Below are 15,777 nucleotides of genomic sequence, written 5' to 3' on the forward strand. Positions count from 1 at the left end.
ATGTCGGCTAAAGAGGGAGGCCGCATGTCTGCAGCCTCCCGGTCGTCGGGAAATGGCTTGATTACTGCGCCAGCCAGGCGTTGAAGCGTGCTGTCAGCGCTTCGGAATTGTCGATCCAGAAATCGACATTGAGCGGGATCGCGACTTTCAGGTTGTCCGGATGGGTCGGCAGGTTGACGTCGATTTCCGCCGGGATGGTCGCCGCAGCCTTCTTGTTCGGCATGCCGTAATCCACCTTCAGCGGCAGCTTGGCCTGATTTTCAGCCTGGCTCGCGAATGCGATGAAATCCAGCGCCGCATCCTTGTTCTCGGCACCCTTGAGGATCACCCAGCTGTCGATCGCATACATGCTTTCCGGCCAGACCAGCTTGAAGTTCTTGCCTTCCGCCTTGTTGATGCCGGTGACGCGGCCGTTATAGACTGCCGCGATGGAAACTTCGCCGGATGCGAGATACTGTACCGGCTGCGCACCGGCTTCCCACCAGACGATGTTCGGCTTCAGCTCGTCGAGCTTCTTGAAAGCCCGGTTGACGCCTTCATCGGTCGACAGGACGTCATAAAGTTCCGCCGGCTTCACGCCATCGGCCAGAAGCGCGAATTCGAGATTGTATTTGGCGCCCTTGCGCAGCGAACGCTTGCCCGGGAACTTCTTCGTATCCCAGAAATCGACCCAGTTCTTCGGGCCGTCTTTGAGCTTGTCGCCGTCATATCCCATTGCCAGCGACCAGTAATAGACGCCGGCACCGCACTCGTTGACGGCTTCCGGCAGGAACTCGCCCTTCACGCCGATCTTGTCCCAGTCGAGCTTTTCGTAAAGACCGTCGGCGCAGCCGAGCGCCAGTTCTTCCGCCTCGACCTGCACGACGTCCCAGTTCGGAGCGCCGGCCTTCATCTTGGCCTGCAAAACGCCGTAACCGCCGTCCCAGCTTTCTTCCAGGAAAGGTTTGCCGGACTTTTGCGAGAACGGCTTGAAATAGACGTCGCTCTGCGCCGCCTGCGCCACGCCACCCCAGCCGACAATCGTCAGGTCGCGTGCATTTGCCTGCCCCGCTATAAACGCCGTGGAGGCAAGCGCGAACATGCCGAAGGCTGCGGTCTTGAAGAGATTTTTCATTTCGTTCCCCTGATTGGGCCCGGACTGTTATCCTGGGCCTTGGACGTTGATACGGATCCTTTCGTTTCCTCCAGCAGGGTGCGCAGTTGGCCTGCGTCTATCCTTAGATGACAGGGTCAGACATGTTGTCCGCCATTGATGTGGATTTCCGCACCGTTGATGTAGGACGACTGTTCGGTGCAGAGAAAATAGATGGTCTTGGCAACTTCGATGGTCGTGCCGAGCCGACCCAGCGGCACTTCGGCCTTGACCAGTTCGTCGGTGCCTGGCGACAGGATCGAGGTCGCGATCTCGCCCGGTGCAATCGCATTGGCGCGAATGCCACGCGGACCGAATTCATGCGCCAGTTCGCGGGTCAGTGCAGCAAGCCCGGCCTTCGACGCAGCATAGGCGACACCGGCAAACGGGTGCACGCGGGAGCCGGCAATCGAGGTAACGTTGACGATCGATCCCCGTGCGGCCTCTAGTTCCGGCAACAACGCCCGCGCCAGAAGCGCCGTCGAGATGAGGTTGACGTTCATCACCTTCATCCAGGTCTCGGCATCCGTTTCCGCGACACCGAGGCGGCTGCCGCCCGGTCCCTTGGGCGAAATCCCGGCATTGTTTACCAGCGCTGCGAGCTTCCCGTCAGGCAACCGTTCACGCACTGTCGCGGCAAGCGCATCGATCGTCGATAGGTCTGCGAGATCGGCCTGGATGTGGCTTTCGCGGGCAGAGGGCCAGCGGCATTCCTCGGAAAAAGGCTGGCGCGAAACCGTCAGGATCCGCCAGCCGTGCTCCATGAACAGCTTGACCGTCGCGTGACCAATGCCGCGGCTGGCGCCGGTCAGAAGCATGTAGGGGGTGGTCGTCAATCAAAAACTCCCTGGGTCCTGCATCGGACCCGTTACCCGATATATCGGTATGTTAGCGACGGATTATTCGTTTGCAAGCGGTTTTCATACCTTCGAACGACGCAAGGCAATCTTTAATGACGATCCGCCCTTTGTCGGAATAGTGAGGCATGAGACGGCCAACGAGTGGAACGTCGATCATGAAGGATCGGCCGCAGAACATCGCGAAAAAATCGCATGTGCCCTCCGGCTCACTCATCACCCCACGATGCGAAGCGTGGAAACATCGATAACGAAGGCAAATCAGACGAAGCCCATAGCGTGTTCGGTGCCGGAGCCCTAATGAGGTGTCACCCGGTCCAATGGACCAGGGGCCGTCTGCTGTGCCAATGTCGCGCGATGGGTTTGTGCGTATGATATCCTGCAAGCACATCAACCTCATAAGCCTGGCGACCATATAGAGGCAACATCGAAGCCTTCACACTTTAATTGCCCAAACATTGCGAACGCTAGAGACACGGAAGGCCAGCTTCGTGATCCGGCACCATACGGAACGCATGCTCACGGCCCGCCAACTTTAGCTTTGCCTAGGTAATTCCGGCGCGCGATGGCCCAAAGTCAAGATGCACCTCCAAAAGATACCACGCGCCCAACCAGACCCGACGAAATTCAGAGACAAAGATGAACCAGAACTTTGGCCAGCTTCTCGGCCACCATATGAAGATAGTCGTTATCGCAACCTTGCGCCGTTATGAACTGCGTGCCGACCCTAAGCGCATGCCGGCCAGGCAAGATTGGATTTTTGCACGTACCAACCAGAATCCCGAGCTTTTCCAAACCTTGCATCACCTGCGGCGGATTGAGATGATCCGCGAGCGGCAAAAGAATTTGATGGGTAAACTGCTCGCCTTCTGACGGAGCGATAACCTCTATGCCGCGTTCGCGTAACGCCTGTGCAAATACCTGCGAATTATGGCAAACCCTCGCAGCATATGCTTTCGCGCCAGCGCGCGTCTCCTGGAGCGTCAAGAGGAACGAGGGTAGCTTGCCGGCATCAAAATTGGCGAGGAATTTCTGATCGATGAGGGCCGCGAGCTTTTCGCCGTCGCCTCGAATACGACCTGCGATGATACTATGTGGCCGACCGGCAATCGTCTTGTAGGTCGAGCTTGTCATCACATCGACACCAAGTGAAAGCGGATTGGGAAAAGCTCCACCCGCGATCAATCCCGAGACATGCGAGGCATCGAAGACAGTCTTTGCTCCCACCTCCTTTGCAGCAGCAACCACCGGCGCAAGCTCATCCGGCTTGATCATCACCGATCGACCGAGCATGACCATGGCAGGCGCAGATTTGCGTATCGCAGCGGCAGCGGCCGCGGCGTCAAGCCGGCAGTTCTCCATATCGAAGGGCAGATCCTCGATTTCTAATCCGGCAAGATCAGGCGTACCACCGCGACGCTGGCTCAAGTGTCCGCCGTGATCGGCGGACGGTGCAAGCAGAAGATCGCCCGGCTTTGTGAACGCATGGAAGACCGCCATGTTGGCGATCGTGCAGCTTGGCAGCCGTGGCTCCGCCCATTCGGCTGAAAACAAAGCACAAATTTCAGATCGAACAGCCACTTCCAATCGCGAAACGAGATCGGTCTCCGGCTGCTCCTTGTCGAAACTCGGCCCCATGGCGGGATAGGCGCTCAGACCTGCGGAATAGGCATTTTGTGCTGCCTCGCTAGGAAGGTTTGCCCCGGCATAGAGCACGATGCGCTCACGCGACAACACCCAGCTTCGCTCCGCAGCCGCCTGCAGTAGACCGTTTTCGTTCCAGACGTCGATATCCATTTTCAAGCCAGTCAGTGTACGAGAATCTTGGAGAGGAACTGCTGTGCCCTCTCGCTGCGCGGTTTGCCGAAGAAGTCGCCCTTGTCGGCATCCTCAACAATCTCGCCGCGATCCATGAAGATCACGCGGTTCGCCACCTTGCGGGCAAAACCCATCTCATGGGTGACGACCATCATCGTCATGCCGTCACGGGCAAGTTCCACCATCACGTCCAGCACTTCGTTGATCATCTCGGGATCGAGTGCCGATGTCGGCTCGTCGAACAGCATCGCGATGGGATCCATGGCAAGCGCCCGCGCGATGGCGACACGCTGCTGCTGGCCGCCGGAAAGTTGACCCGGAAATTTCTCCGCGTGGGCGGTAAGACCGACGCGATCAAGCAGCGCCATGCCCTTCTCCATTGCAGCATCCTTCGACCGCTTCAGAACCTTCACCTGCGCAAGCGCCAGGTTCTCACGGATATTGAGATGCGGGAAAAGCTCGAAATGCTGGAACACCATCCCCACCCTAGACCGCAGAAGTGGGAGATTTGTCGTCGGCGCCGAGACAGTTGTACCGTCGACGATGATATCGCCACTGTCGATAGGCTCCAGCCCGTTGATCGTCTTGATCAGCGTCGACTTGCCCGACCCCGACGGACCGCAGACAACCACGACCTCGCCCTTGGAAACAGATGTCGAGCAATGCGACAGGACCTGGAAATCCCCGTAGGTCTTGTTGATGTCTCGAAGTGTAATCATGCTCATGGAGTGCCCCTAGCGAATGATCGCGACACGCTTCTGCAATCGTCTGACTGCCTGCGACGCGATGAGGGAAATGATGAAATAGACGACCGCAGCGAACACATACATCTCGAGCAATCGGCCATCGCGCTGGGCGATCTTGGCGGCAGCACCGAGGAAATCGGTGATCGAAAGCACATAAACGAGCGATGTGTCCTGAAAGAGAATGATGGTCTGCGTCAGGATCAGCGGCAGCATGTTTCTGAGCGCTTGCGGCAGGATGATGTAGAAGAGCGCCTGCCGGTCGGTCATGCCGAGCGCGCTGGCGGCAAGCGTTTGTCCCCGCGGCAGCGACTGAATGCCCGAGCGCACGATTTCGCAGAAATAGCAGGCTTCGAACAGGGTGAAGGTGATCACGGACGACCAGAACGGATCGATCCTGACCGGGCTTGATGAACCGGTCAGCCATTGCGCCATGAACGGCACAAGGAAATAGAACCAGAAAATGACAAGCACGAGCGGCAGGGACCGCAGCAGGTTAACGTAGCCGCCAGCGATGGCTGACAATAGGCGGTTGTCGGAAAGTCGCATGACGGCAAGCAGCGTGCCGAAAATCATGCCGCCGATCGTGGCGCAAAGCGTCAGCGTCAGCGTGAACGACATACCCGACAGGAACAGGTAGGGAAGCGCGTGGACGATGATTTGAAAATCGAAACCGGACAGCATCTCAGCGCCCCCGTCCAGCGATACGATTGCCGAGCCCCGGAATGACTGCCGCTTTCTCGACAGAACGCATGGCAAAAACGATGACCATGTTGAGCGCCAGATATAGAACCGTTGCAGCGGCGAAAGCCTCAAAAACCTGGAATGTGTTCTCCTGCATGGCGCGGGCAGTACCGGTGAGTTCCACCAGACCGATCGCAATGCCGACCGAGGTGTTTTTGGTGCAGCTCAGAAATTCCGATGTGATAGCCGGCACGACGATGCGATAGGCGACAGGCAGAAGAACGTAACGATAGGTTTGCGGCAAGGTCAGGCCAAGTGCCTGTCCGGCCATCTTTTGCCCCCTGGAAAGGCTAAGCAGGCCGGCGCGCACCACTTCGGCCATACGGGCAGCATGGTAGAAACCAAGGCAGACTGCGGCGGTGTAGAATTGGGCGTTGGGAAGCTGCTTCAGCCACATTCCCGCATCCCGTGGCAACACTTCCGGCAGCACGAAGTACCAGAGGAACATCTGCACCAGCAGCGGGATGTTGCGGAAGACTTCGACGAACACCATGCCCGACGTCTGCACCCAGCCGATTGGCGCAGTACGCGCCACGCCGACGACGGAGCCAAGTGCGAGCGCGATGGCAAACCCGACGACTGCGGTTGCCGCCGTCCAGCCGAGCCCCCAGAAAAGGGTCGTAAGATACGTGTTGGTGCCATCGAGCGAGGGCTCGAAGAAGATCCACCAATTCCAGTGATAATTCATGGGGGTGTCCGTCGAATAGCAGATCCTCCCGGCCGCAGTTCCGGCTCTGGGCCAACGGTGCGACCGGGAGGATAAAAAATATCAGCGATAGAGATCCGGGTTCGGATCGTCGGTCGGGTTGGCGATGACCTTCTTCAACTGGGCCGACATCGGGAAGTTCATGTTGATGCCCTTCGGCGGAATGGGCTGGGTGAACCACTTCTCATAGATGCCGTTGATCTCACCGCCCTTGTAGAGGCCTTCGATCGTCCCGTTGACCAGAGACTTGAAGCCGTCGTCATCGCGACGCAACATGATGCCATAGGGTTCAACCGACAGCGGATCGGACGACATCTGATAATCCTGCGGCGCCTTGGACGTAGCAGCGGCACCGGCGATAGAGACGTCATCGAAGATCAGCGCCACAGCGCGATCGGTCTCCAGCGTCAGCATGCCTTCGGCAAGATCTTTGGCCGAGAGGATTGTGAGGCCAAGATTTTCGGCCGTATTTGCCGCGTTGATCAGCTTCACGCTCGTTGTGCCGGAAAGTGTCACCACCGTCTTGCCTTTGGCGGCGGCCATGGAGGCGACCGGCGCACTCTTTTTCGACAGGATGCGAATGCCGGCAACGAAATTGGTGGTCGAGAAAGTCACCTGCTTCTGACGCTCGGCATGGTTGGTCGTCGTACCGCATTCCATGTCGATCGTGCCATTGACAAGAAGCGGGATGCGGGTCGTACCCGTGACCGGCATATAGCTGACCTTCAGATCCGGCTTGCCGAGTTTTGCCTTTACCGCATCGACGACGCGTGCGCAGATGTCCATCGCGTAACCGATCGGCTTCTGCTGATCGTCATAATAGGAAAACGGTACCGCGCCATCCCGGTGCCCGACGGTTATCTCGCCACGCTCGGCGATCTTGGCGAGAGTGGCACTCTCTTCTGCGGCATGCGCAGGCAATGCGGCAAACATCAGCGTCATCAGCGGCGCCGCGAGCAGTTTCATCGTCATGAAGGTTCCCCGGTTTGTTGATCCCCCACCGATTGGCAGGTGAACAGGCCTGTTATTGGACCCATGCTTGGGGAAGCCGCTTCGCTCGTCAACCAAAAACAGAATAATGAATTATGAATTTATTTTTCCGCCCAAAGCTTCGGCGAGAAATGAATATCTGCCTCAATATTGACCTGCGATCGCCTCTTTAAGAGCCACTCTCCGCAGCGAATCTTGGCCCATTGAGATCGTCCATCGAATGACGAACAGCCTCTGCCGTGTTCAACACGTGCTGTTTCATGATCGCTGAAAGACGTACCTTGTCACGAACACCGAGTGCAAAAAGCATCTCATTATGGTCATCGAGCGCCTGCTTCCAGTCATCGGGGAGCTGGCGCATCGTGTGGCGGATGTTGCGGATCTTGAGTTCCATGTTGCGATAAAGCGCAGTCAGCGCCGCATTGCCTGCGGCATCGAAGATTGCCATGTGAATGGCACGATTGAGCATGGCATATTCCAGCCGGTCGGATTGGTTGAATGCGGACAGCATACGCTCATGCATCTGCCGGATTTCTTCGACCTGCGGAGCGGTGATCCTGTCACAGGCGAGTTCGCCGGCAAGCGCCTCCATGGCTGCAATGATCGGGAACAGCTCGGCCACTTCTTCTTCATCGAGGATCGCGACCCGGGCACCTCTCTGCGGCAGAAGCTCGAGCATGCCTTCGGCGGCAAGCGCCTTCAGAGCCTCTCTGAGTGGGGTGCGAGAGATATCGAACCTGTCGCACAGTTCTTTTTCCGGGATCTTCTGACCCGGTTCCAGATGTCCATCGACGATCATCTCGCGGATAGCGTCGACAATTTCGCTATGTAGCGTGCGTCGCACGCCTGTGGTCCCAGAGATCAAGCTCGGCTCCCATCACGTTCGTAAGCGACAGCTAGTCTCAACCGAGTGAATTGTCATCCGATAACCCACAGAATATCCGCACTGATGATTGCTGTTTGCAATCAAATCGGGCCAGAAGGCTAGACTGCCGCTAACCGGATCTACGGATCACCAAGCCTCAGACGTATTGCATCCGGGACAAAAGGCACGCTGACGGGAGTAACAGCATGCAGAAGGCGCGATATCGAACCCATGCCTGATTCTTTGCAAAAACTTTGCGGAAGTGACGCGCTTCAACGCAAATAGAGAGGTACCATAAACTACTGATCACTGATAGATTTTCCTCAGAATCTCGTCGAGCCAAGCTGTGTTCTGCCAAGCGGCTCAGCATAACGCCATCGGACGAAAATGACCTCTATTATGCAAGGCATGAGTGAATGGCAGCCGGTTAATCTGCCTGGAGCACAAACATTCGAAATCCACTCTCAACACACGGGTGAAATCTACCGAATCTTAGTCCGCGCCCCCTTGGGGCCGCCTCCACAGGCAGGCTATCCGGCTTTGTGGATGCTAGACGGGGACGCGAGCTTCCCACTCGTCTTTAGCAAGCCTGCAGGCGGGCTTTTCCCTGCGGCATCGACGCCGGCAGATCTGGGCACGGGTCTGACCGTTGCAATCGGCTTTCCCGGCGGCACACCGTTCGATGCGCCCGCACGATCCAGAAACTACACACCGCAGCCGGATCAGGAGACCGGCGACATCGTCTCCGGTGTCTTCGGGGGCGCCAGGGATTTCCTGCATTTCCTCGTTGAAGAACTCCGTCCGGCGCTTTCAGCGCTCTATCCGCTGGACCCGACCCGCAACACTCTCTTCGGCTTCTCCTATGGCGGGCTCTTTACCGTCCACACTCTGCTGCACTGTCCCGGCCATTTCCAGCGATATTGGGCCGCAAGCCCGTCACTCTGGTTCAGCGACGCGTTGATGATGCGCCGCATGCGCGAGGATGCGTCGACGAGAGCGGCCGAGCGGCTTGTGATCACAGTAGGCAAGGACGAGCAATATGCAACGCACGCTCTGCCGGCCGGACGGCAGGACCACCTGTCGCGCCGGGCCATGGTCGACAATATCACGGAAGCTGCCGGCCTGATCGCCCGCGCTAACCCGACCATGAAGGTCGATCTGATCGTCGCTGCCGATCACGACCATTTCGACATGCTGCTGCATGGTGTCAGGCGCGCACAGGCAATGGCCTTCACCGAGGCGGGTTCCGCCGACTGAGATCGACCGCAAAACGAAGACGGCCCGGAACATTGGTTCCGGGCCGTCTTCTTGAGATTTGCAATCTCCTGATCAGAAAGTCGCGTTGAGCTTGAAGACAACGTTGCGCGGCTCGCCGTAGAAGTTGAACACCGAAGTGCCACCTACCCGTTCGTAGTATTTCTTGTCGAACACGTTGTTGACTGACAGGCTCGCCGTCAGATTTTCGTTGAACTTGTAACCTGCCTGTAAATCGACCACCCCGTAACCCGGGGCTTCGATTGTGGTGGCTCCACCTGCAGCCGTGCGTGAAATGTTCTGGAACGAGGAGAACAATTTCACGCCACCGCCAACGAAGATGCCGTCGGTCCAGGTGCCTGAGCCGTCAAACGTGTATTTGGTAAAGAGCTGAACCATATGCTCCGGGGTGTAAAACTCGGAGCCTGCAGCGCGCGTCGTGTTTTTGAAATGGGTATCTGTATAGGTGTAACCGGCCATTGCTTCCCAGTTGGGCAGGATTTCCCCATTGATCTCGAACTCAATGCCCCGCATATGCGCTTCACCTGCAGCAAGATAGTAACCGCTATGGGCCGGATCCGTATCTGAAACCGCGCGATTCTTGTCAGTCAGATCGAACCATGCCAGTGAAGCATTGAGATCTTCAGTCAATTCAGCCTTTAACCCGATCTCGTATTGCTCACCCGTACGCGGATCGAGAATATCTTTCGTCGCGTATTCAAGAGAAGACTGCGGCTGGAAGATTTCCGTATAGCTGGCATATGCCGACAAGCGGTCTGTCAGATCGTAAATGATACCGGCGTAGGGGGTGAATTCACCGTTGACCTTGACCTCACTGGTTCCGGACTGAGCATCGTACCAGCTGAAGCGGCCACCCCCGATCAATGTCAGCTTGTCGATCGGCTTGATGCGCCACTGGCCATAGATACCATATTGATCGGTCTCCGTTTCGGCAGGGCTACCGAAATTGACGGTCGGCTTTGCGACGTTGGAATTCCAATCGTAGATATTCTGCGTTCCCGCGATCAGGCCGGTTGCCGTCCGCAGGCTGTCATCCGAACCACGATAGTCGGCGCCAGCGATTATATTGTTTTCAAGGCCAAAAAATTCGAAGGGCTTGCTGATGTGGGCATCTAGCGAAAACGAATCCTGCTGATAGTCGCGCGCCAGCCAGCGCGTTCCGCCAGTAATGCCTCCAGCTGTCGCGGATACATTGCCGGTTGGCGATGCGGCACTTGCCGCGTAAGCATAAAGGAAATTGACGTCCACATGCGAATAGAGCGCCGAAATCTTCGCATGACCACCGTCATCAAAACGGTGCTCGAGTTCGGCGATATACTGCGTGACGTTGTTTTCGAAATTGTTCCAGTCCGCACCGGTATAGGTCGAACGCGGTAGATCGATCAGCGTCCCATCTGCAAATGTCGGCAGGCCGTTGAACGGCGTGATGTCGCGGCGGGTGTGATTGACACTGAGCGTTGCCGTCGTGTTGTCGGTGATGTCGGCCTGGATCGTGCCGTAGATGACACCGACCTTGTTGTCGACGGTATCGATGAAACTGTCCTTGGTCGAAAGCGCGCCGACAAGGCGACCGCGCACCCGGCCGGACTTGGTCAAAGGTCCGGTCACATCACCCTCGATGCGCTTGCCGTCCCACGAACTCATGATCGTGTTGATGCTGGCCCTGTACTGATCGGAAGCCTGCTTGAGGCGCATGTTGACGGCACCGGCCGGCTCGCCTGCCCCGCCGAAAAGACCGGAAGGCCCGCGCAGGATTTCGATATGGTCGACCACAACCATGTCCGGCTGGGTGCCGTAGATCGAAGAGACCGGCGTCGAAAGGCCGTTCATGTAGAGCGTGTCATATTCGAAGCCGCGCGAATAAAGGCTGGAGCGACCATCGTCATTGGTCAGAACCACAACGCCCGGCGTCTTGCGCATGACGGTATCGAGCGAAGAAAAATTGCCGTCGTCGAGACGTTCGCGCGTCATCACGGTGGTCGACTGCGGCACTTCGCGCAGGGTGCGCGTGTCCTTGTCGCCGACGCTGATTTCCTTCGTCGTATAGCTGTTCGTGCCTTCAGTCTCGTAGGTCGCACCTTCGAGCACGATCGGCGCCAGTTCCGTGCTGCTGTCCTGATTGTCGCTGCCGTCCTGCGCCTGCGCCGCAGTCGCAAGGCCCGTCAGCACGGTCGTTGCCAGCAGGATCCGCGTCAGCCGCCCGATTGCCTGCCGCTGTGCGATTGTCTTATTTCCGTTCATTCCCATACCCCTGGGCAACCAGTTCATTCCGCACGATTGTCGCGCCCCACACGGCAAACAGTGCCGGACGTCCCCCGTCGCGGCTATTCTTGAGTGCATATTTCATGTATTCCTATACGTGGTCTTGCAAACCTCCGCTTTCGTTAATCACGCATAAACTTATGCAGGAGACCTGTGTGAACAGTGCCGTCGATCCCCTTCCGCCCGTGCTCGCCAATCCCAACCCCGTCCTGACGCGGCGCGAATTGCGCAAGAACGGCGTGCGCGTGCTCGATGGCGGCGATCAAGGCGATGCGGTTGTCGCATGCGGTATTGTCGGGCAGGTGCGGATGGATGGCATCCACGTCAATTTCGGCCGCCGCATGCAGGTCGACGATCTCGAGATGGAAGTGGCGCTCGACGCTCAGGTCTGCATCAAGATCTTCCTCGAAGGTTTCGTCGAGGCCTCGCTGAACGGGGTGCCGATGCCCATGCCGCAACGCACGGCGCAGGGACGCTGGCAATCATCGGCAATCATCGTTTCCCACGAAAACGGCGCGCGGCTGCGGCGGCGAGCACGCAAGGGCCAGTATCTCGACAAGATGGTCATCGGCATGTCGCGCGAATGGCTGCAGCGCTTTTCCGAGACAAGCGAGGCTCCTGACAAATTCCAGGCGCTTCTGGGCGGAAACCCCGGTTTCTGGCAATGGCAGCCAAATCGCAAAGTGGAATTCCTGGCCCGGCAGATGTTCGATATCGCAGCCCGCAAGCCGCCGTTTTCGGCCGTGCTTCTGGAAAGCCATACGCTCGCCATCGTTTATGAAGCGCTGACGGCAGCCTTCGGCTCCAATCCCGATGCGGTGATGCCGCCGACGAACCTTACGGCAGCAGAACAGCAGCGCATCTATGCGCTTGTGCAGTATATCGATCGTCATTCAGCCCAGGAACTGGCCGTCACCGAGATGGCAAACGAACTCGGTGCCAGCCAGGCGACGCTGCAGCGGCTGGTGCGCAAGGCGCATCATTGCTCCCTCAACGAGTTCATCCGCAACCGCTGGCTGACCGAGGCGCGCCAGGCGCTTCTCTTCAGCAATCGCAGCATTTCCGACATCGCTTATGAGGCAGGTTACGTGCATCTATCGAACTTCACGACCGCCTTCCGCAAGCATTTCGGCTATCCGCCTTCGTCACTGCGACGGCAGACGGGACAGATCGAGGGCTGAACGACGCAGCCCCAACAATCCTGCGCGATGCGCTCATGTTTTGGTAGCGGGTGCCGGTCTGCGATGCTAATGCTGCCGCCCGCACGGGCTGCGAGCGGACGGCACGGCCCCTGCCCTGCCCACGCCGTCAGCGGAGAATGCAGCCATGAGGATTGCGACAACCAGCCGAATCGCGGCGCGAATCGCCACAGCGGCGATTGCGTCGCTGCTATTCTGGTCGCAGGCCTCCGCCACCGAGACTTGGCCGCGCATCTTCACCAATGTCGATGGCAGCCAGACGGAAATACCGGCCAAGCCGAAGCGCATTCTCTCGACCTCGGTGACGTTGACGGGCACGCTTCTGGCGATCAAGGCTCCAGTTGCCGCGAGCGGTTCGGCCGCCAACGGCCAGTTCTTTGCCCAGTGGGAAAAGGTCGCCAAGGAGAAAAACGTCGACAATGCCTGGCCAGCCGGCAAGGTCGATCTGGAAGCCGTCTATGCCACCGAACCCGATCTCATCATCGTGACGGCAAGCGGCGCAGGCTCGACCAGGGACCAGCTTGCCGCATTCCGGCAGGTCGCACCGACCATTCTCGTCGATGACGGCGCCCTTTCCTGGCAGGAACTTGCAACCGAACTGGCTAAAGCAACGGGGCTGGAGGAAGAGGCCGCCGCATCGATCGCCGATTTCGACGCCTATGTTGCGGCAGCCAGAGCCAGGATCAAGATCCCAGCCGGCAAGGCCAATATCATCAGCTTCAACGGAGCCGGCCAGAGCAATCCGATCGGGCGACCGGGCGGTCCGCATGCAGCGCTTCTGGCAGCTCTCGGCTTCGACATCGAGGCTCCGGATCCAGCATGGCACACGCAGGCGGCAAGCCGCGACGATTTCGTCTGGGCCGACTACGAGCGCCTGGTGGATCTGAAGGCCGAAACAACATTCCTCCTGCGCGTGGATGACAGCAAGGCGGCAGCTTTCCGCAACGATCCCGTGCTTGCCAACCTGCCTTCAGTGAAGAACGGCCAGGTCTTTGGACTAGGTATCCATTCCTTCCGTATCGACTATTACAGCGGCAAGGAAATCGTCGACGGCATCGTCTCCAGGTTCGGAGACTGAGGTCTTGCGAAGCGGCCCGAGACGTATGGCAGCGGCAACCCGCACACGTGACAGCCGCCTGACGGCCGGGCTCTGCGCGCTCTTCGTGCTGGTTCTCGCCGCGGTCGTATTCGGCATCGTCGCTGGCGCCCGGCCCATCCCGCTTGCCACCACCTGGAACGCGATTACCCATTTCGATCCCGCCGACAGCGATCATCTTCTGGTTCGGCTGCTGCGTATTCCCCGCACGCTGCTTGCCATCTTGGTCGGCGCAGCGCTCGGGGCGGCCGGCACGATCATGCAGGCACTGACCCGCAATCCCTTGTCCGATCCCGGCATTCTCGGCATCAATGCCGGGGCAGCGATGGCGGTCACGGGCGCGATTGCCGTATTGGGCATAACCGATGTGACGGCCTATATGGCCTTCGGTATCGCCGGGGCCGCATTTGCCGGAGCGGCCGTCTATCTGCTCGGCAATCTCGGGCAAAACGGCGATCCGGTGCGTGTCGTCTTGGCAGGTGCCGCGCTTTCCGTCGTTCTTCTGTCGCTGACCCAGATCGTTCTGGTCAACAGCGACGAACAGGTTTTTGATCAGTTTCGCAACTGGTCCGTCGGATCGCTTCAGGGCCGCGGTTATGCGGTTCTTGTGCCTGCTCTCGCCCTCTCGTCGGTCGGTATCCTGATCGCGCTCACCCTGACCAGGGCCTTGGACACGGCAGCCCTTGGTGCGGACCTCGCCAAGGCGCTCGGCGGCAATCCGCTGCATGTCTGGAGCCTTTCGGCGCTTGCCGTGATCATTCTTTCCGGCGCGGCGACGGCGGCCGCGGGTCCGATCGGCTTCATCGGCCTCACCGCGCCGCATATCGCCCGGCTGATGACCGGGCCCGGTCACCGCTGGCTGCTGCCCTACGCCATGACCATCGCCGCCCTCCTGACAGTCAGCGCCGACGCGCTTGGGCGGATCATCGCACCACCCGGAGAAGTCGGCGTCGGCATCATGGTGGCGCTGATGGGTGGACCGTTCTTCATCACGCTCGTGCGTCGCCACAGGATATCGAAACTATGAGCCGCGCATCTGCCTCCAGTTCCACCGGCACGGCTCGCCGGCTTGTCTGGCGCAGCCGGCGCATGTCCTTTGCCATCGCCGTCCGCCCGATCGCGATCACGCTCTGCCTGACGGTTCTCACACTCCTCGCCGCACTTTTCGCCATCACGCTCGGGCGCGTCTCGGTTCCCTTCATGGAGGTCGTGGCAACGCTATTCGGATATGGAGAGAGCGGCATGCGACAACAGGTCGTCATCAACCTGCGCCTGCCGCGCCTGCTCGTTGCGATCTTTGCCGGCGCATCTCTCGGCGTATCGGGTGCCGTATTCCAGTCCGTGTCCCGCAACGCGCTCGGCTCGCCGGATGTGATCGGCTTCACCACCGGGGCCGCGACAGGCGCGCTGATACAGATCGTCATCTTCGGCGGAGGCCCGCTTGCCGTGGCGTTCTCGGCCATGCTCGGTGGGTTGGTGACGGCAACCTTCGTTTATCTCCTGTCATTCCGGCAGGGAGTGACCGGCGGTTATCGTTTGGTCCTGATCGGCATCGGCGCCGGTGCAACGCTCAATGCTCTCAACGGCCTGATGCTGGTGAAGGGCGACCTCGACAATGCGATCGCCGCCAATCTCTGGCTTGCCGGTTCGCTCGATGCCCGCAACTGGGATCACGCCTCGACCGTGATCGGTGGCGCGCTTCTGCTCATTCCGCTGGTCGGTCTTGCCGCGACACGGCTGCGGATGATCGAGATGGGCGACGATCTGGCCCGACAGCTGGGCGTCAATGTCGAACGGACGCGGTTCGCCATGATTGCCTGCGCCGTTCTTCTCGCCGGCGTCGCCACCGGTGCGGCGGGACCGATCGCCTTTCTGGCGCTGGCGGCACCGCAGCTTGCGGCACGTTTGACCGCCTCGCGCGGAATGCCGGTCGTGAGCGCCGCAGCCATGGGGGCTTTCCTTCTGGTCATCGCCGATCTTGTGACCCAGTACATTGCCGCAGATATTGTCCTGCCCATCGGGCGGACGACCGGCCTTGTCGGCGGCCTCTATCTTCTGTGGCTGCTCACGCGATCAAAACAGCGCTGACG

The 15,777-nt window shown here is 59.1% G+C and carries 14 protein-coding genes; 5 read left to right on the forward strand and 9 right to left on the reverse strand.

What is annotated here, in order from left to right:
• Positions 1 to 61 precede the first annotated feature (61 nt).
• The 8 genes from ACI3K0_RS13350 to ACI3K0_RS13385 form a co-directional block, all read right to left on the reverse strand.
• Positions 62 to 1,114 carry an ABC transporter substrate-binding protein gene (locus ACI3K0_RS13350; RefSeq protein ID WP_206827788.1) on the reverse strand — a complete coding sequence of 351 codons (1,053 nt, stop codon included), beginning with the start codon at positions 1,112 to 1,114 and terminating at the stop codon, positions 62 to 64.
• Positions 1,115 to 1,230: 116 nt separating this feature from the next.
• Complete coding sequence (locus ACI3K0_RS13355) at positions 1,231 to 1,950, reverse strand: SDR family NAD(P)-dependent oxidoreductase (protein WP_206827902.1); 720 nt, start codon at positions 1,948 to 1,950, stop codon at positions 1,231 to 1,233.
• Positions 1,951 to 2,616: 666 nt separating this feature from the next.
• Complete coding sequence (locus ACI3K0_RS13360; protein ID WP_404945410.1) at positions 2,617 to 3,786, reverse strand: glycine hydroxymethyltransferase; 1,170 nt, start codon at positions 3,784 to 3,786, stop codon at positions 2,617 to 2,619.
• Between the two features lie 11 nt (positions 3,787 to 3,797).
• Complete coding sequence (locus tag ACI3K0_RS13365; RefSeq protein WP_206827903.1) at positions 3,798 to 4,526, reverse strand: amino acid ABC transporter ATP-binding protein; 729 nt, start codon at positions 4,524 to 4,526, stop codon at positions 3,798 to 3,800.
• A 15-nt stretch (positions 4,527 to 4,541) separates the two neighbouring features.
• Positions 4,542 to 5,234: an amino acid ABC transporter permease gene (locus ACI3K0_RS13370; protein WP_404945411.1), complete on the reverse strand. Its 693-nt coding sequence runs from the start codon at positions 5,232 to 5,234 to the stop codon at positions 4,542 to 4,544.
• A 1-nt stretch (position 5,235) separates the two neighbouring features.
• A complete protein-coding gene (locus tag ACI3K0_RS13375; RefSeq protein ID WP_404945412.1) occupies positions 5,236 to 5,982 on the reverse strand; it encodes an amino acid ABC transporter permease in 747 nt (248 codons plus the stop codon).
• A gap of 81 nt (positions 5,983 to 6,063) precedes the next feature.
• Complete coding sequence (locus ACI3K0_RS13380) at positions 6,064 to 6,972, reverse strand: transporter substrate-binding domain-containing protein (protein ID WP_404945413.1); 909 nt, start codon at positions 6,970 to 6,972, stop codon at positions 6,064 to 6,066.
• A 187-nt stretch (positions 6,973 to 7,159) separates the two neighbouring features.
• Complete coding sequence (locus ACI3K0_RS13385; protein ID WP_206827795.1) at positions 7,160 to 7,855, reverse strand: GntR family transcriptional regulator; 696 nt, start codon at positions 7,853 to 7,855, stop codon at positions 7,160 to 7,162.
• A 408-nt stretch (positions 7,856 to 8,263) separates the two neighbouring features.
• Here ACI3K0_RS13385 and ACI3K0_RS13390 point away from each other — a divergent pair, with 408 nt between their 5' ends.
• Entirely contained in the window at positions 8,264 to 9,112 is an 849-nt protein-coding gene (locus ACI3K0_RS13390) for an alpha/beta hydrolase (RefSeq protein WP_286194990.1), read from the forward strand.
• A gap of 72 nt (positions 9,113 to 9,184) precedes the next feature.
• On the opposite strand, the gene ACI3K0_RS13395 is transcribed toward ACI3K0_RS13390, so the two are convergent.
• On the reverse strand, positions 9,185 to 11,371 hold the full coding sequence (locus tag ACI3K0_RS13395) for a TonB-dependent siderophore receptor (RefSeq protein ID WP_206827799.1): 2,187 nt from the start codon (positions 11,369 to 11,371) through the stop codon (positions 9,185 to 9,187).
• Between the two features lie 176 nt (positions 11,372 to 11,547).
• On the opposite strand from ACI3K0_RS13395, the gene ACI3K0_RS13400 reads away from it, so the two are divergent.
• The 4 genes from ACI3K0_RS13400 to ACI3K0_RS13415 all read left to right on the forward strand — a co-directional run bounded on the left by ACI3K0_RS13400 (position 11,548) and on the right by ACI3K0_RS13415 (position 15,775).
• On the forward strand, positions 11,548 to 12,573 hold the full coding sequence (locus ACI3K0_RS13400; RefSeq protein ID WP_206827801.1) for an AraC family transcriptional regulator: 1,026 nt from the start codon (positions 11,548 to 11,550) through the stop codon (positions 12,571 to 12,573).
• A gap of 145 nt (positions 12,574 to 12,718) precedes the next feature.
• Positions 12,719 to 13,669: a Fe2+-enterobactin ABC transporter substrate-binding protein gene (fepB, locus tag ACI3K0_RS13405; protein ID WP_404945414.1), complete on the forward strand. Its 951-nt coding sequence runs from the start codon at positions 12,719 to 12,721 to the stop codon at positions 13,667 to 13,669.
• A gap of 25 nt (positions 13,670 to 13,694) precedes the next feature.
• Positions 13,695 to 14,714: an iron ABC transporter permease gene (locus ACI3K0_RS13410; RefSeq protein WP_206827805.1), complete on the forward strand. Its 1,020-nt coding sequence runs from the start codon at positions 13,695 to 13,697 to the stop codon at positions 14,712 to 14,714.
• Positions 14,711 to 15,775, forward strand: coding sequence for a FecCD family ABC transporter permease (locus ACI3K0_RS13415; protein WP_404945415.1), 1,065 nt, complete (start codon positions 14,711 to 14,713; stop codon positions 15,773 to 15,775). Before ACI3K0_RS13410 ends, ACI3K0_RS13415 begins: the two co-directional genes overlap by 4 nt.
• Positions 15,776 to 15,777 lie beyond the last annotated feature (2 nt).

The organism is Rhizobium sp. ZW T2_16 (assembly GCF_044987325.1).
Lineage (GTDB): Bacteria > Pseudomonadota > Alphaproteobacteria > Rhizobiales > Rhizobiaceae > Neorhizobium > Neorhizobium cellulosilyticum.

Bases quoted from the DNA above. Each gene is read 5' to 3' on its own strand.
- ACI3K0_RS13350 (WP_206827788.1), bottom strand. From the start codon at position 1,114: ATGAAAAATCTCTTCAAGACCGCAGCCTTCGGCATGTTCGCGCTTGCC.
- ACI3K0_RS13355 (WP_206827902.1), bottom strand. From the start codon at position 1,950: ATGCTTCTGACCGGCGCCAGCCGCGGCATTGGTCACGCGACGGTCAAG.
- ACI3K0_RS13360 (WP_404945410.1), bottom strand. From the start codon at position 3,786: ATGGATATCGACGTCTGGAACGAAAACGGTCTACTGCAGGCGGCTGCG.
- ACI3K0_RS13365 (WP_206827903.1), bottom strand. From the start codon at position 4,526: ATGATTACACTTCGAGACATCAACAAGACCTACGGGGATTTCCAGGTC.
- ACI3K0_RS13370 (WP_404945411.1), bottom strand. From the start codon at position 5,234: ATGCTGTCCGGTTTCGATTTTCAAATCATCGTCCACGCGCTTCCCTAC.
- ACI3K0_RS13375 (WP_404945412.1), bottom strand. From the start codon at position 5,982: ATGAATTATCACTGGAATTGGTGGATCTTCTTCGAGCCCTCGCTCGAT.
- ACI3K0_RS13380 (WP_404945413.1), bottom strand. From the start codon at position 6,972: ATGACGATGAAACTGCTCGCGGCGCCGCTGATGACGCTGATGTTTGCC.
- ACI3K0_RS13390 (WP_286194990.1), top strand. From the start codon at position 8,264: ATGAGTGAATGGCAGCCGGTTAATCTGCCTGGAGCACAAACATTCGAA.
- ACI3K0_RS13395 (WP_206827799.1), bottom strand. From the start codon at position 11,371: ATGAACGGAAATAAGACAATCGCACAGCGGCAGGCAATCGGGCGGCTG.
- fepB (WP_404945414.1), top strand. From the start codon at position 12,719: ATGAGGATTGCGACAACCAGCCGAATCGCGGCGCGAATCGCCACAGCG.
- ACI3K0_RS13410 (WP_206827805.1), top strand. From the start codon at position 13,695: ATGGCAGCGGCAACCCGCACACGTGACAGCCGCCTGACGGCCGGGCTC.
- ACI3K0_RS13415 (WP_404945415.1), top strand. From the start codon at position 14,711: ATGAGCCGCGCATCTGCCTCCAGTTCCACCGGCACGGCTCGCCGGCTT.